Below are 15,116 nucleotides of genomic sequence, written 5' to 3'. Positions count from 1 at the left end.
TGCGCGTGCCGTATCATTCTAACCACGAACACGCAATGAACGCCAATTGACTTGCACGTAAAAAAGGCGAAATTGCGGGCTCAAACCCGCAGGAAGGACTAAGTATGCCCGCACAACCCCGCGCATGGCAACGAATGCTATCTGGTCGGCGTCTGGATTTGCTGGATCCAACCCCCGTAGATATCGAGATCGAGGACATCGCCCATGGTCTTGCCTTCGTCGCGCGGTGGAATGGGCAGACCTTCGGGGATTTCCCCTATTCCGTGGCCGAACACTCGCTTTTGGTCGAGGCGCTGTTTACCCGCATGAACCCCAAGGCGCCCGTCAAATGGAAGCTGGCTGCGCTTTTGCATGACGCGCCGGAATACGTGATCGGCGACATGATCTCTCCGGTGAAAGCCGCAGTTGGTGCGGGGTACGGAGAGCTGGACGATCGCCTGACCGCCGCCATCCACATCCGTTTCGGCCTGCCCGCAAAGATCCCGGCGACAGTGAAGAAGGCGATCAAACGGGCCGACAAGGTGTCCGCCTTTCTGGAAGCCACACAAATCGCCGGGTTCAGCATCGAGGAAGCCGGGAAGATCTTTGGCGTGCCGGATCCCGCAGTCACCAAAGGGCTAGACATCACCCTGCGAGCGCCCGCTGACGTACGTGCGGATTTCACGGCCCGCCATAATGACCTTCTGGAGCAGATGGGATGATTGGTGTTCGTAAAACAACGCCGACTATCAGAGACTAATCCAGCCTAACTACACACAAGCCCGCGCTGTTCAGCTCCGCGCCTCCACCCCACAAAACGCTCGGGCGTAAAGCTAAGCTCCAGATCCGCCCAGCGCAGGCGTTGGATGATGCCAGCGGGACAGCCGGTCAACGGCATTGTGGTTGGGCGGCCCAATTCGCGAGTCAGGGCGGGGATCACACCTTTGGGGGAGCGCCCGAAATCTACGCGTTGATTGCCGGGCAGAACGGCCAGCCCATACGCGTCGGGGTTAAATACGACGGTTTGTTGGGGTTGGCGCAGAGGTTCGCCGGGCTGAACACACGCCGACAGCAGCGCGAGGCCAACCATACCGGCAAGCGGCGCCCTCATTTCGGGCTGCGTTTGGCCAGAATGCGCTGAAGCGTGCGGCGGTGCATGTTCAGGCGGCGCGCGGTTTCCGACACGTTGCGGTCGCACAGTTCATACACGCGCTGGATATGTTCCCAACGAACGCGGTCGGCAGACATGGGGTTTTCCGGCGGCGGAGGCAACTCGTCCGGCATCGCCAGCAATGCGGCTGTGATGTCATTGGCATCCGCGGGCTTCGACAGGTAATCCGCCGCGCCCAGTTTGACGGCCGCAACAGCTGTGGCAATCGCGCCATATCCAGTCAGAACAACGATCCGGGCATCTGGGCGCTTGTCGCGGATGGTTTCAACCACATCCAACCCGTTGCCATCATCCAAGCGTAGATCAACCACCGCATAGGCCGGAGGACGCGCCGTTGCGATGGCTTTGCCCGCGGCCACAGATCCTGCCATTTCAGGCGCAAATCCGCGTTTTTCCATCGCGCGTGCCAAACGGCGCAGAAACGGTTCGTCGTCATCCACCAATAGAAGGGACGCGTCTTCACCAATTGGCTTGAGTTCCTCAGTGGTCATCGCAGCAACCTCCGGTTTGCGTCTGCTTCATGATACCTAGGTATTTATGACCGGAAGGTCAATTTTGACGCAGCGATGCTTGCTATGCACCTGCGTCAATGAAGCAACTTACCCGCTTGGCCATGGATTCCGGCGTCTCGTCCCGCTTGAAGAAATCCGCAAATCCGCTTTCGGGGAACATCAGATAGGTGAAGGTCGAGTGATCCATCAGGTAATACTCTTCCATTCCTTCTTCCGGCTCTTGCTTACGGTAATAGGTTTTATAGGCCTGGCTGGCGGCTTTGACCTGCTCGGGCGTACCGGTCAGGCCAATCATGTTGTCATGCATATAGCTGGTGAAATCCGCCAGATGCTCGGGCGAGTCACGCTCTGGGTCGATCGAAATGAAGGCCGACTGCACGTCATAGCCCTGACCATCCAGAATACGCATCGCCTCGGCGTTGCGGGCGTTGTCCAAGGGGCAAACGTCGGGGCAGAACGTATAGCCAAAGTAAACCAGCGTGGGTTTGGTGATTACGTCTTTTTCAGTCACGACCGCGCCGGTTTCATCCGTCAGCTCGAACGGGCCACCGATCGAGGCAACTCCGGTTCCGATGGCGCCTGCACGGCAGTCGGCAAACGCATCTTCTTCTCCACTGGTGACAAACCATGTCACCCCGACAAGCGCCACAATCGCCGTTGCGGCCGTCACAGCATAGATGCGTTGCATAGAAATTCTCCGGTTTGTTCGCGCAGGCATTGATCCTGCCTTTCGTCACGACTAGCAAGAGAACAGATTGACGCAACCGAAAAAGCAAATCTGGCTGATCACAAATGGCGGAACGACAGACAGACCCGGCAACTGATGCCGCAGTTGGCAGCCAGCAGGGCAGCTGGGTGCGCCTGCGCACGCTGATCCTTCTGCGCTGGGCGGCGGTTGCAGGTCAGATCGCGGCAATTGCCGTGGCCGTTCAGTTCTTTACGGTCCAGATCCCGTTCGGTTTGGTGGCCGCTGCTATCGGGGTCGCGGTGATTGCCAACTTGGTGTCCGGCACGCTTTTCCCGCGCAACACCCGTCTGAACGAGCGTCAGGCCGCCGGCATTTTGGTCTTCGACACGCTGCAATTAGGCGTGATGATGTTTCTGACCGGCGGCATTCACAACCCGTTCATGGTGCTGATCCTTGCCCCAGTGACGGTCGCCGCAACCGCTTTATCGACTCGATCGACCGTTCTTGTGGGTGCCGTTGCGATCGCCGTGACCAGCTTTGTGACTTGGATCAACATTCCGCTTCAGACCGCAACGGGCATTTTGCAGATGCCGGATCTGTTTGTTTTTGGCCTTTGGGTGTCCGTCACGATCTCGGTCGGCTTTATCGGGCTTTATACGCGCCGGATTTCGTCCGAGATGCGGTCGATGTCCGAAGCGCTTTTGGCCACCCAGATGGCCCTGTCGCGCGAACAGAACCTGACCGACCTTGGAGGTGTTGTGGCCGCCGCCGCGCACGAGCTTGGCACCCCGCTTGCAACGATCAAGCTGGTGTCCTCGGAATTGGTGGAAGAGCTAGACGGCAACGACGAGCTGCGCGACGACGCCAAACTGATCGGCGAACAGGCCAACCGCTGCCGGGATATCCTGCAATCCATGGGGCGGGCAGGCAAAGATGACATGCTGGTCAAACACGCCCCGCTGATCGCACTGATCGAAGAAGCTGCCGAACCCCACCGTGAACGTGGCAAGTCGCTTGAGATCGAAATCACCTGCATCGAGGCCGACCCCTTGGATCAACCCATCCTGATGCGCCGCCCCGAGATCATCCACGGTCTGCGCAACCTGATCCAGAACGCGGTGGATTTCGCCTCGACCAAGGTCTGGATCGAGCTGTGCTGGAACGATGACCGCATCGCGATCCGTATTCTGGACGACGGCAAGGGATACTCACCCCAAGTTCTGGGCTGGATCGGGGACCCGTTCATTCGTCACCGCAAGTCACAGGCGGAACACGGTCAGCGTCAGGCCTACAAGGGTATGGGACTGGGCCTGTTCATCGCCAAGACACTATTGGAGCGCACTGGGGCAACACTGCATTTCGCCAACGCCTCGTCGCCCTATACGGGCCGCCCCCACCCGCGCGAGAAATCTGGCGCCATTGCGCAAGTGGAATGGCTGCGCGATACGCCCGGGCTGGAAGCCACAGACACCAGCGGCGCGCTGGGCGAGAACATACATTTCACCCATGACGCGGGCTGAAAATCCCATGCAATCAAGGCGTTCAGCCCGATTAAACCTTCATTAACCACACTGGCCTAGGGTTAACCCGTTGATAACGCGGGTGGCAGCCCGCCGAAACGACAGGTGTGGACATGTTGAATACTCTATACGCGGTGGCGCTGGTTCTGACGGCCCTCACGATCTCGATCGCAGCGCTTTACATACTTTCCTTGCTGGACCCGGCACGGGATCGAAAACTGCGCAAGCAAACCATGCGCGAGAAAGACAGCATCGTCTTTCTGTTCGATGATCAGACGTTGACGGACGTGACCGCAGCCGGACGACAAATCCTTGAGGCCCGACCGCGTCACAGCTCTGGGTCCGACTGGCAACACTTGTCGCTGATCCTTGAGACCCGCTTTCCCGATTTAACCGAACAGGTCGGGGATCTGGCAGAACTTGGCAAACTCTCAATTCCATCAGGCGACGGCGTACATCGCATCGAGGCAGAGTGGCGCGACGGCTTGGCGCGGATCCAGTTGATCACAACCGACACCGGTGAAGCCGATCCGATTGTTGACCGGGTTAGCTTTGACGCCATGCGAGACGAGCTGGAAGGGCTTCGCGCGACCGCAAAACATACTCCGATCATGATGTGGCGCGAGGACACGAATGGTAAAATATCCTGGGCCAACAAATCCTATCTGGATCAGGCCACCGATCCGAATACCGTTGATGGCGTGGCAAGTTGGCCACCTCAGAAGCTGTTTGACCGGCCCCGACTTGAGGATGCCAAGAATTTGGAAACGCCGCGCCGTGTGGCCGTGCAGCTTCCTAGCGACGGAAAGCGCCACTGGTTCGAGCTCTATGACGCCCCACTAGGGGACGAGACTCTGATGACGGCCATCCCTGTGGATCGTGTCGTGAACGCCGAAAAGTCGCGCGCCGAGTTTGTCACCACATTGACGAAAACCTTTGCACATCTTCCCATCGGTTTGGCCATTTTTGATCGCAAACGACAGCTCAACCTGTTCAATCCGGCCCTGACGGACATCCTTGCGCTGAATGCCTCGTTCCTTGTCGGTAAGCCGACGCTGTTCACCTTTCTGGACCGTCTGCGCGAAAAACGCATGATGCCCGAACCCAAGGACTATGTGTCGTGGCGGCAGCAGATGGCGGATCTGGAAAGTGCCGCCGTGAACGGCACCTACGAGGAAACGTGGTCCCTGCCCACCGGTCAGACCTATCGTATCACTGGGCGACCTCATCCCGATGGCGCTGTGGCGTTTCTGTTTGAAGACATCACCTCGGAAATCTCGCTGACACGCCGATTCCGCCGCGAGCTTGAGATGGGCCAATCCGCGTTGGATTGTATCGAGGACGCAATCGCCATCTTCTCACCGGGCGGTGTGCTGTCGATGTCGAATGCAGCCTATACCAAGCTGTGGGGCAATGATCCGTCGACCACGCTGGAAGACATTAATCTGGGCGACGCGATCCGGACATGGCGCACCACTGCGGGTGACACGCCAGTGTGGCGTATGCTGAAGGAATTCGTGGCCGCCCATGGCGAACGTCAGGCATGGACAGATCAAATCGCGCTACTGGATGGACGACAGGTTGAATGCCAATTCGTGCCCATGGTCCGCGGCGCCACGATGGCGCGCTTCCACGTACGTCCCGCCCAGCGCAATCTTCAGCCTGCGCCGAATTCCGCCCTGTCTTTGACCCCCTGACACCAGGAGGGGTGATCCGGTCTTGCACCGACGCTCAGGGCGTCTAAAACTCGTGCCATGACGCACGCCTTTCACCTTGATCTTGCATTTCCAACCCCGGATCACACAACCACGTTTGCCGCCGCGTTGGCCCACCAGCTGACGCCGGGCGACGTGATCCTGTTGTCCGGCGGGATCGGGGCCGGCAAGACGCATTTTGCCCGTTCGGTGATCCAATCCCGTCTTGCCGCGCATGGGCTGGCCGAAGACGTCCCGTCGCCGACCTTTACGCTGGTCCAAACCTATGACGACACGACCTGCGAGATTTGGCATTCCGACCTCTACCGCCTGACCCATCCGGACGAAATCGAAGAGCTTGGCCTGATCGACGCGTTCGAGACCGCCATATGCCTTGTCGAATGGCCTGATCGCTTGGGCGATCTGATCCCTCAGAGCGCTCTGTCCCTAGAGTTTTCCACGGGCGATGCGTCAGATGACCCCGATCTAAGGCATGTTCAGATCTCAGGCCCCGCGGAAAACTGGGAAGCCCGCATTCAAAAGGCGCTGCCATGAGCGATGATCGCGCGCAGGATCGCCGCAGATTTCTGACCTCGACCGACTGGGCCGATGCACCCTTCCTGCCTCTGACCGGGGACGCTTCGTCCCGCCGCTATTTCCGCGCTCAGGGCACACATCCCGCGATCCTGATGGACGCCCCGCCATCGACCTGTGGCTCTATGCAATCCTTCGTCAGTATCGCGCAGCATCTGTCAGGGCTTGGCCTGTCCGCCCCGGCGATCTATGCGGCAGATCTTCAAAGCGGCTTCCTGCTGCTTGAGGATTTCGGAGACGACGACTTCGCGTCCATGATCGACGACGACGCATCACTTGAAAATAGTCTCTATTCCACCGCTATTGATGCTGTTCACGCGATTTTGGATGCCACACCCGCGCAGGTCGCCAACTATGGCATTCAGGAAATGGCGCAAGCCTGTGACATGGCCTTCCTGCACTATGCGCCCCAGCCCACTAATGTGATGAACGATGCACTGGGGGCCATCGAAAAGGCGCTTGCCCCGTTCGACACTGACCTGCGCACATCCCTGCGCGACTTCCATGCCCAGAACCTGCATTGGCTGCCGGAACGGTCTGGCAGCGCGCGTGTTGGGCTTCTGGATTTTCAGGACGCAGTGAACACCCTGCCGAGCTATGATTTGGTGTCGCTTTTACGAGATGTCCGACGCGACGTCTCGGACGAACTGGCCCGCTCAGCACTGAATGAGTTCGCCAAGCGACGCGGGATTGATCAACTCGCCTTTCAGGACGAGTTTCACATTGTCGCCGTCCAGCGCAACCTCCGCATCCTTGGCATTTTCGCCCGCTTGTCACAGCAGATGGGCAAGCCGCATTATGTGGACCTGATCCCAAGGGTCTGGACTCTGCTGCAAGCCGATCTCAGCCACCCGCCACTTGCGAAACTGCGCGATCAACTGAACGCGATCCTGCCCGAACCGACATCGACCCATCTTGAAAGGCTCAGACAGCCATGCCCGACACAGTGATGATCTTTGCCGCCGGGCGCGGCACCCGCATGGGCGCGCTGACTGAGGCACAGCCGAAACCGATGATTCCTGTCGCCGGAAAACCCCTTTTGGACCACGCGTTAGACATTGTGGACGGGGCCAATAGCGTCTCGCAGATCATCGTGAACACCCATTATCTGGCAGACCAGATCCACGCGCACCTGGCGGGCCGGGACATCCTTTTCTCGCACGAGGATACGCTTCTTGAAACGGGCGGAGGATTAAAACAGGCTCTAACCTTGCATGAAGCGGCCTCTCTGTTCACGCTCAATGCCGATGCGGTTTGGTCTGGGCCCAATCCGATGCAGAGCCTTCTGCAGGCCTGGGATCCCGATCGGATGGATGCCCTCATGCTTCTTGTTCCGCCGGAAAATGCCATCGGCCACTTGGGACAAGGTGACTTCACGATGGCCCCCGACGGTCAACTGACGCGCGGGCCGGGGCTGGTCTATACCGGGTGCCAGATCATCAAAACGCCCCCGGTGGCGCAGGTTGATGAGGATGTCTTCTCGTTGAACGTCGCGTGGGACGCCATTCGCCAAGCAGACCGCCTTTTTGGACTGCCGTATCAAGGCGCTTGGTGTGATGTTGGGCATCCTGACGGAATCACATTGGCGGAACAGATGTTAGGTGGTGCTGATGTTTAACCATTCGCCCACGGCGCGCGTCTTTGGTGTCCCACTGGGGGTCGACTTCCCCAAGGCGCTGGTCCACGGCCTGCGCTGCCGCATGGAAGGCCGCCCGCCACATGACATGGCGCGGGTCGAGCTGTTCGTGAACTCTCGTCGTATGTTGAACCGGGTACAGGGCCTGTTTGACGATCAGCCGGGCTTTGTTCCTCGACTAAGGCTGATCACCGACCTAGCACAGATGCCGCTCGACAGCTCGATCCCAACCGCGGTTGCGCCTTTGCGCCGTCAGTTGGAATTGCACCAATTGATCCTTGCCCTGCTTGAGCAAGAGCCCGATTTGGCCCCGAAAAGCGCCGCCTTTGATCTGGCCGACAGCGTGGCAACGCTGATGGATGAAATGCACGGCGAAGGCGTAAATCCTGCCGCGTTAGAGACGCTTGATGTCCAGGATATGTCCGAACATTGGGCACGCAGCCTGCGCTTTCTGTCGCTGATCAATCCGTTCTTCGATCCCGACGCTGGGCATGCCCCGGATGCGGAAACCCGGCAGCGGATGGTGGTCTCGAAGATCATCGAGGGCTGGCGGCAATCCCCCCCGGATCACCCGATCCTGATTGCTGGCTCAACAGGTTCGCGCGGCACCACCGCGCTTCTAATGCAGGCTGTGGCGCATCTTCCGCAAGGCGGTTTGATACTTCCTGGGATCGACACCGACCTGCCAAACCAGACATGGCACGCTTTGGAAGACGCCTTGTCAGCCGAGGATCACCCGCAATACCGCTTCGCAGCGCTTTTAAAGCGGTTGGATATCTCTAAAAGCGATGTTCAGGGCTGGTCGGACCTGACCCCCGTCGCGCCCGTGCGAAACAAACTGATCTCGCTTGCCTTGCGACCTGCCCCAGTGACCGATCAGTGGCAAATTGAAGGTCGCCAGTTTGAAAATGTCACCAAGGCCACCGAGGGCCTGACATTGGTTGAAGCCCAGAAACCCCGTGACGAGGCGCAGGCTATTGCCGCGCTTTTGCGACGCTCGGTCGAAGATGGGGTCAGTGTTGCTTTGATCACGCCCGATCGAAATCTGACGCGTCAGGTGTCGGCGGCATTGGATCGGTGGAGCATCGAACCAGATGACAGCGCGGGTCGACCGCTGGCCTTGTCGGCGCCGGGTCGATTCCTGCGCCAAATCACTGTCATGATGTGCGAGGCACCGGCAGCTGATCGATTGTTGGCGCTTTTGAAACATCCACTTACCAACACAGGCGGCGAGGCCCGCGGCGACCACCTGCGCTGGACCCGTGATCTGGAGCTTCAGGTGCTTCGCGGATCCGCATCGGTCCCGGATCGACAGGCGCTTTTGGACTGGGCACACAAGTTCGAAGAAGAACCTGACCGCGCAATCTGGGCGGATTGGGTGGCCAAGTTCTGTCTGGCCCCAGCCCTTGAAGGTGAGCTGCCGCTTCCCGACCTTCTGGCCCACCACCTAGATCTGACCCACGAAGTTGCGCGTGGTCCCAGCGGCGACGGAACAGGTGAGCTGTGGAACCGCGCCGCAGGACAGATGTGTCAAGAAATCGTCTCTAATCTTACTGAAAACGCGTCGCACGGCGGGGATCTGTCGCCCCTCGCCTATCGTGATCTGTTCCGCTCTATCTTGTCTAAGGGCGAGGTACGCGACCCAAACACACCCCATTCCGGCGTGATGTTCTGGGGTACGCTTGAAGCGCGTGTGCAAGGGGCGGAACGCGTCATCTTGGCGGGGCTGAATGATGGTATCTGGCCAGAACTGCCCGGCCCGGATCCGTGGTTAAACCGCCAGATGCGGATGCAGGTGGGTCTTCCGCTTCCGGAGCGCCGCGTGGGTCTGTCAGCCCATGACTTCCAACAGGCGATCGCCACGAAAGAGGTGATCCTGACCCGATCCGTCAAAGATGAAGACAGCGAAACCATCCCGTCCCGTTGGCTGAACCGCATCTGCAACTTGATGGCTGGAATGTCGTCAGAAGGCGAGCAGGCGCTGAAGGATATGCGCGAACGTGGGGCGCAATGGCTGGAGTTTGCGCGCCAGATTGATCAACCCAACGCGACTATTCCGCCTGAAAAGCGCCCCTCACCGTCCCCGCCCTTGTCCACGCGTCCCCGCCAACTTTCGGCGACCGGCGTAACCAAGCTTATCCGCGACCCCTTTGCCGTTTATGCAGACAAAGTGCTGCATCTGCGTGCGCTGGATCCGCTGTTGCGCGGATCGGATGCATTGATGCGCGGGACGGTATTGCACGATGTGTTCGAGAACTATGTGGCGTCTTTGCCAGACGTGCCGGACCCCGAACAGGAACAGGATCGCTTGCGCCAGATCGCGGATGAGATTCTGGCCGAGCACGTGCCAAACCTTGCGACGCGCATCCTTTGGAAAGCGCGGATTGACCGAATCGCGCCGTGGTTTGTTCAGCAAGAACTGTTGCGCCGCGATTTCTCGCATAATCTAGAGAACGAAATCTGGGGGCGCACGAAGTTTGATGACCCGGATTTCACCCTTGTGGCCAAGGCTGATCGGATTGACCGGCATCAGGACGGGTCGCTTCGGATCTATGACTATAAAACCGGTGCGCCTCCGAACGAGAAACAGCAAAAACACTTCGACAAGCAGTTGTTGCTTGAAGCTGTGATTGCCCATGCTGGCGGCTTTGAAAACATCAATGCCTCATCTGTTTCCCTTGTCAGCTATATCGGCCTGACGCCCCAGAAAGAGGTCTCGACCGATCTGGCGACCGCCGATATCGAGAGCACCAAAGAAGAGCTTTTGAGCCTGATTAGAGCCTATAATGACGATGCGCAGGGCTATACCTCGCGCCGTGCCATGCATATGCAGCGCTTCGCGGGCGACTATGATCATCTTGCTCGCTACGGCGAATGGGATGACAGCGACACCCCCGTGGTGAAGGAGGTCGGGCGATGAAGTTTGACGACGCAACCCTTGCCCAGATCCGGGCGGCGGACCCCACGGCCTCGACCTGGTTGTCCGCCAACGCGGGGTCAGGAAAAACCCGCGTTCTGACCGACCGCGTGGCGCGCCTGCTGCTGGACGGAGTATCCCCGCAGAACATCCTGTGCCTGACCTATACAAAGGCCGCCGCAAGCGAGATGCAGAACCGTCTGTTCAAACGTTTGGGCGAATGGGCGATGAAGGATGACGAGAGCCTGACCAAGGCTCTGGCCGAGCTTGGCGTCGAAGGCGCGCGTGATCTGTCGTTGGCGCGCCAATTGTTCGCCCGCGCAATTGAGGCGCCCGGCGGGCTGAAAATTCAGACAATTCACGCCTACTGTGCCTCGCTTTTGCGGCGCTTCCCAACCGAAGCGGGCGTATCCCCCCAGTTCACCGAGATGGACGACCGCGCCGCCAACGATCTGCGCGCCACCATTTTGGAACAGATGAGCGACGGCCCACATAAGGGCTTGGTGCAGAATCTCGCCCAATTGTTCACCGGTGAGGACCTGATGCGACTGTCGGCAGGCATCACTTCGGCCCGGATGTTGTTTGCTGAAGACAAGGACATGGCGCAGATCAATGGCTGGTTTGGGCTAGCTGCTGGGGATGAATTGAACGTGGTGCTTGAGAGGTGCTTTGCGCCCGAGGATTTGGATGTGTTGGCGAAGTTCCGTGCAGGATCCGCCACTGGCAGCGCACAAGATCAGAAACGCGCCGAAGCGCTTCAGGGGGCGGATCTTTCCCTGCCCAATCTGGATCTGCTCCAACGGCTCGAAAAAATGTTTCTGCTACAGAAATCGCCGTTTTCCGCCAAGATAGGCTCTGTTCCTACCAAATCTCTGCAGTCAGGGGCCTGCGCGCCCATCATGGATCAACTGAACGATCTGATGACCCGGGTCGAGGATGCGCGGCACAGGCGGTTGGCTCTGCACAATGCGCGACGCACGCAGGCTCTCTACCAGTTTGCCCATGTTTTCGTGCAGGAGTACGAGGCCGCCAAACTGGCCCGTGGGTGGCTGGACTTTGACGACCTGATCCTGAAAGCAGGCGGGCTTTTGACCGATCCGTCCGTGGCTGCTTGGGTGCTATTCAAGCTGGATGGCGGCATCGACCACATTCTGGTGGACGAGGCGCAGGATACCAGTCCCGTTCAATGGCGCGTGATCGACAGCCTCGCGCGTGAGTTTACCACCGGATCGGGCGCGCGGGATGATGTAGAGCGCACGATTTTCGTGGTGGGCGACCCAAAACAGTCGATTTATTCGTTCCAAGGCGCCGAACCGGCCGAGTTCCAGCGCATGCAACACAGCTTCGCAGATCGCTTGCAGCAGGTTGGGCGCGCCTTGGCGGTTCAGCCGTTGGAATACTCGTTCCGATCCTCGCCTGCGGTGCTCGGCTTTGTGGATATGGCGCTGGAGGGGCGGTCTGGCCTTGGTGGCGGATTCAAACACCGATCATTTTTCAACGACAAACCGGGACGCGTGGACCTTTGGCCGTCGATCGAGCCCGTGAAACACGAGGAAGACCGCGACTGGAACGATCCCGTTGATCGCCCGTCGCCGCGCGATCATCGCGTGCAGTTGGCGGATAATTTGGCGGATGAAATCCAACGGATGATCCACGAGGAGCGCCTGCCCGACGACAAAGGCGGGTCGCGCCCCGTTGACCCGGGCGACATTCTGGTGCTGGTCCGGTCTAGGAGCGAGCTGTTTCACGAGCTGATCCGCGCCTGCAAAGCGCGGGACATTCCGATTGCCGGGGCCGACCAACTGCGCATCGGGGCAGAGCTTGCGGTAAAAGATCTGACCGCGCTTTTGTCCTTCCTTGCGACACCCGAGGATGACCTGTCGCTGGCCGCTACGTTGCGCTCGCCCTTGTTTGGCTGGAGCGAGGATGATCTGTTCCGGCTGGCGCATTATCGCGGCAAGAAAACATTCCTGTGGCGGGCGCTGTCTGACCAGCCCGAGCGATATTCTGCAACGTTAGAGACGCTTCATGACTTGCGGGACCGTGCGGATTTTGTACGACCCTACGAGCTTTTGGAACGCATTCTGACCCGTCATGGCGGTCGCAGAAAGCTGCTGGCGCGGCTGGGCCAAGAAGCCGAAGACGGCATCGATGCACTGCTTCATCAGGCGATGAGCTATGAGCGGCTCGAGATCCCCAGCCTGACGGGCTTTATCACTTGGTTGGAAACCGGGGACATCACGATCAAGCGGCAAGTCGACAGCAAAGGGCATCTGGTGCGGGTCATGACGATCCACGGCTCAAAAGGGCTTGAGGCGCCAATCGTACTGCTTCCGGATTTGGCCGCGCGTCGGGCCTCGGACCCGCCTCAGGTTGGCAAGCTACCGTCGGATCGCCCGTTCTGGTTCCCCTCGAAAGCGGACCGGACCGAGGCGATTGACGAGGTGGCCGAGGGCCTAAAAGAGGCAGAGATCGAAGAGCGCACAAGGCTGCTTTACGTCGCAATGACCCGCGCCGAGCAGTGGTTGATCCTGACGGCCGCCGGAGACCTTGGGAAGGCCGATACCGGCTGGTATCGCGTTTGCGAGGCAGCAATGGAGCGTGCTGGTGGTGCGGATTATGTGTTCCCGACCGGCACTGGCAAGCGCTATGCCATGGGCGATTGGCCCGATCCGGGTGTAAACGACCCCACCGCGCAGGATGATCAGCAAAACAAACTGCCGGATTGGCTGGCCACAATTGCCACCCCTCCTGTCAGCGCGCCAAAACCCTTGTCGCCCTCCGATCTGGGTGGCGCAAAGGCACTTCCAGGCGAAGCCGAGTTGGCAGATGGGCAGGATCCGTTGATCCGCGGGCGACAAATCCATCTGTTGCTGGAGCATCTACCAAGTATCGCCCCAGAAAACTGGGACAGAGTCGCCCAGCATCTGCTGTCCAGCGGGCCAGATGCGGCAGACCCTAGTGTGATCCGTAACCTGACCGATGAGGTATCAGCGCTTCTGACCGACGCAGCGCTATCGCATCTATTCGATGCAAACAGCATCGCAGAAGCCCCCATCACCGGGCATGTGCCAAATGATCCGGGGCAGATCTTGCACGGATTCATCGACAGGCTGATTGTCACCGACGAACACGTGTTGGCCGTGGATTTCAAATCGAACCGTGCCATACCGGATCATCCCGCCCGAACCCCCGAAGGGCTGTTGCGTCAGTTGGGGGCCTATCGCTGGATGTTGCGCACCATTTACCCGGATCGACCGGTGCACACCGCAATCCTATGGACACAAGCGCGTGAGCTGATGCCGCTGGACGACCAACTTGTCGATGACGCATTTGGTCGCCTTGACGCTGGGGGTCTAGCTACCTAGGTTCTGAACAACCAAAAATTCAGGAGAATGCTAATGGCAACCGTCGCTGTCACCGATGCCACCTTTGATGAAGAAGTCCGCAACGCGGATGTTCCCGTTGTTGTAGATTTCTGGGCCGAATGGTGTGGCCCCTGCAAACAGATCGGCCCAGCTTTGGAAGAGCTGTCGACCGAATATGAAGGCAAGGTCAAAATCGTGAAGGTGAACGTGGACGAAAACCCGAACTCGCCGGCTCAGATGGGCGTGCGCGGCATTCCGGCGCTGTTCATGTTCAAAGACGGTCAAGTGATCTCGAACAAAGTTGGCGCCGCTCCGAAAGCGGCCCTGCAAAGCTGGATCGAAGAAAGCGTCTGATCCCGGCTTACTGCCAAAAGAAAAGCCCCGCAAATTGCGGGGCTTTTTCGTTCCTTCTGTGATCTTCGTTCAGATCAGTAGAACCTGCGCGCCGTTCTTCGTCAGCGCGAAAAGCTCGGCGATGTGTTCGTTATACAGTCCGATACAACCGTTCGACGACTGGCGCCCGATCTTGCGCGTGTCGTGGGTGCCGTGGATCCGATAGTATTTCCACCCCAGATACAGCGCGTGAGTACCCAGCGGGTTGTCCGGACCCGGGCCAACAAATGAGGGCCACTCCGGGTTGCGCTTGCGCATCGCAGGGGTTGGCGCCCAAGACGGGCCTTCGACCTTGCGGACCACACTTGTGCGGCCACGGCGGGTCAAATCTTCGCTCAGCGGGACGGATGTCGGGTACAGGCGATATGTCGCCTGATCCTCGGACCAATAGTGCAAACAGCGCGAGCTGATATCCACCAAGATCACACCCTTCTTGGTGTTGCTGAAATAGGGTCGCCAATCCAGCGTGCGGAAGCTGGAAATATTGCGCTTCACCACCTCGGTCAGGTCGCGCTCGACCGCGGTCGAGTTGTCAAACTGCGCAATTGCAGGCGATGCCACACCGCCCGCAGCAGCGGCGATGCCTGTCAGAAATGTACGACGGCCAAACTTTGTGCTGGGGGTGTCACTCATATTGCCACTCC

13 protein-coding genes are annotated in these 15,116 nt (G+C 59.1%); 9 read left to right on the top strand and 4 right to left on the bottom strand.

Annotated features, from left to right (window positions below; all coding sequences use genetic code 11):
• Nucleotides 1-104 precede the first annotated feature (104 nt).
• Entirely contained in the window at nucleotides 105-701 is a 597-nt protein-coding gene (locus tag ALP8811_RS14940) for an HD domain-containing protein (protein WP_108858057.1), read from the top strand.
• A gap of 44 nt (nucleotides 702-745) precedes the next feature.
• Here the strand turns inward: ALP8811_RS14940 and ALP8811_RS14935 are convergent, their stop codons facing one another.
• The 3 genes from ALP8811_RS14935 to ALP8811_RS14925 all read right to left on the bottom strand — a co-directional run bounded on the left by ALP8811_RS14935 (nucleotide 746) and on the right by ALP8811_RS14925 (nucleotide 2,350).
• Nucleotides 746-1,069 (bottom strand): hypothetical protein, encoded by a 324-nt coding sequence (locus ALP8811_RS14935; protein ID WP_108858056.1) that lies wholly within the window; start codon nucleotides 1,067-1,069, stop codon nucleotides 746-748.
• A 17-nt stretch (nucleotides 1,070-1,086) separates the two neighbouring features.
• A complete protein-coding gene (locus ALP8811_RS14930) occupies nucleotides 1,087-1,641 on the bottom strand; it encodes an ActR/PrrA/RegA family redox response regulator transcription factor (protein WP_108858055.1) in 555 nt (184 codons plus the stop codon).
• Between the two features lie 82 nt (nucleotides 1,642-1,723).
• Nucleotides 1,724-2,350: an SCO family protein gene (locus ALP8811_RS14925; protein WP_108858054.1), complete on the bottom strand. Its 627-nt coding sequence runs from the start codon at nucleotides 2,348-2,350 to the stop codon at nucleotides 1,724-1,726.
• Nucleotides 2,351-2,454: 104 nt separating this feature from the next.
• Here ALP8811_RS14925 and regB point away from each other — a divergent pair, with 104 nt between their 5' ends.
• The 8 genes from regB (at nucleotide 2,455) to trxA (ending at nucleotide 14,433) form a co-directional block, all read left to right on the top strand.
• On the top strand, nucleotides 2,455-3,870 hold the full coding sequence (gene regB / locus ALP8811_RS14920; protein WP_108858053.1) for a sensor histidine kinase RegB: 1,416 nt from the start codon (nucleotides 2,455-2,457) through the stop codon (nucleotides 3,868-3,870).
• Nucleotides 3,871-3,983: 113 nt separating this feature from the next.
• Nucleotides 3,984-5,567, top strand: a complete 1,584-nt coding sequence (locus ALP8811_RS14915) for a PAS-domain containing protein (protein ID WP_108858052.1) — start codon at nucleotides 3,984-3,986, stop codon at nucleotides 5,565-5,567.
• A 57-nt stretch (nucleotides 5,568-5,624) separates the two neighbouring features.
• Nucleotides 5,625-6,119 carry a tRNA (adenosine(37)-N6)-threonylcarbamoyltransferase complex ATPase subunit type 1 TsaE gene (gene tsaE / locus ALP8811_RS14910; RefSeq protein ID WP_108858051.1) on the top strand — a complete coding sequence of 165 codons (495 nt, stop codon included), beginning with the start codon at nucleotides 5,625-5,627 and terminating at the stop codon, nucleotides 6,117-6,119.
• Nucleotides 6,116-7,108 (top strand): aminoglycoside phosphotransferase family protein, encoded by a 993-nt coding sequence (locus ALP8811_RS14905; protein ID WP_108858050.1) that lies wholly within the window; start codon nucleotides 6,116-6,118, stop codon nucleotides 7,106-7,108. The genes tsaE and ALP8811_RS14905 overlap by 4 nt, the downstream gene beginning before the upstream one ends.
• Nucleotides 7,093-7,776 (top strand): nucleotidyltransferase family protein, encoded by a 684-nt coding sequence (locus ALP8811_RS14900; protein ID WP_108858049.1) that lies wholly within the window; start codon nucleotides 7,093-7,095, stop codon nucleotides 7,774-7,776. The genes ALP8811_RS14905 and ALP8811_RS14900 overlap by 16 nt, the downstream gene beginning before the upstream one ends.
• Nucleotides 7,769-10,714, top strand: a complete 2,946-nt coding sequence (addB, locus tag ALP8811_RS14895; RefSeq protein ID WP_108858048.1) for a double-strand break repair protein AddB — start codon at nucleotides 7,769-7,771, stop codon at nucleotides 10,712-10,714. The genes ALP8811_RS14900 and addB overlap by 8 nt, the downstream gene beginning before the upstream one ends.
• Complete coding sequence (gene addA, locus ALP8811_RS14890) at nucleotides 10,711-14,079, top strand: double-strand break repair helicase AddA (protein ID WP_108858047.1); 3,369 nt, start codon at nucleotides 10,711-10,713, stop codon at nucleotides 14,077-14,079. The genes addB and addA overlap by 4 nt, the downstream gene beginning before the upstream one ends.
• Before the next feature lie 33 nt (nucleotides 14,080-14,112).
• Nucleotides 14,113-14,433 (top strand): thioredoxin, encoded by a 321-nt coding sequence (trxA, locus tag ALP8811_RS14885; RefSeq protein WP_108858046.1) that lies wholly within the window; start codon nucleotides 14,113-14,115, stop codon nucleotides 14,431-14,433.
• 69 nt (nucleotides 14,434-14,502) lie between these two features.
• Here trxA and ALP8811_RS14880 read toward each other — a convergent pair whose 3' ends face one another.
• Nucleotides 14,503-15,105, bottom strand: coding sequence for a L,D-transpeptidase (locus ALP8811_RS14880; RefSeq protein ID WP_108858045.1), 603 nt, complete (start codon nucleotides 15,103-15,105; stop codon nucleotides 14,503-14,505).
• Nucleotides 15,106-15,116 lie beyond the last annotated feature (11 nt).

It is taken from the genome of Aliiroseovarius pelagivivens (assembly GCF_900302485.1).
Taxonomy (GTDB): domain Bacteria; phylum Pseudomonadota; class Alphaproteobacteria; order Rhodobacterales; family Rhodobacteraceae; genus Aliiroseovarius; species Aliiroseovarius pelagivivens.
The sequence above is the reverse complement of the archived record's forward strand: the minus strand, read 5'-3'. Positions and strand labels throughout refer to the sequence as shown.

Coding starts and splice junctions, on each gene's coding strand:
- ALP8811_RS14925 (WP_108858054.1), bottom strand. CDS start 2,350: ATGCAACGCATCTATGCTGTGACGGCCGCAACGGCGATTGTGGCGCTT.
- ALP8811_RS14900 (WP_108858049.1), top strand. CDS start 7,093: ATGCCCGACACAGTGATGATCTTTGCCGCCGGGCGCGGCACCCGCATG.
- ALP8811_RS14940 (WP_108858057.1), top strand. CDS start 105: ATGCCCGCACAACCCCGCGCATGGCAACGAATGCTATCTGGTCGGCGT.
- addA (WP_108858047.1), top strand. CDS start 10,711: ATGAAGTTTGACGACGCAACCCTTGCCCAGATCCGGGCGGCGGACCCC.
- ALP8811_RS14880 (WP_108858045.1), bottom strand. CDS start 15,105: ATGAGTGACACCCCCAGCACAAAGTTTGGCCGTCGTACATTTCTGACA.
- ALP8811_RS14935 (WP_108858056.1), bottom strand. CDS start 1,069: ATGGTTGGCCTCGCGCTGCTGTCGGCGTGTGTTCAGCCCGGCGAACCT.
- tsaE (WP_108858051.1), top strand. CDS start 5,625: ATGACGCACGCCTTTCACCTTGATCTTGCATTTCCAACCCCGGATCAC.
- ALP8811_RS14915 (WP_108858052.1), top strand. CDS start 3,984: ATGTTGAATACTCTATACGCGGTGGCGCTGGTTCTGACGGCCCTCACG.
- ALP8811_RS14930 (WP_108858055.1), bottom strand. CDS start 1,641: ATGACCACTGAGGAACTCAAGCCAATTGGTGAAGACGCGTCCCTTCTA.
- addB (WP_108858048.1), top strand. CDS start 7,769: ATGTTTAACCATTCGCCCACGGCGCGCGTCTTTGGTGTCCCACTGGGG.
- ALP8811_RS14905 (WP_108858050.1), top strand. CDS start 6,116: ATGAGCGATGATCGCGCGCAGGATCGCCGCAGATTTCTGACCTCGACC.
- regB (WP_108858053.1), top strand. CDS start 2,455: ATGGCGGAACGACAGACAGACCCGGCAACTGATGCCGCAGTTGGCAGC.
- trxA (WP_108858046.1), top strand. CDS start 14,113: ATGGCAACCGTCGCTGTCACCGATGCCACCTTTGATGAAGAAGTCCGC.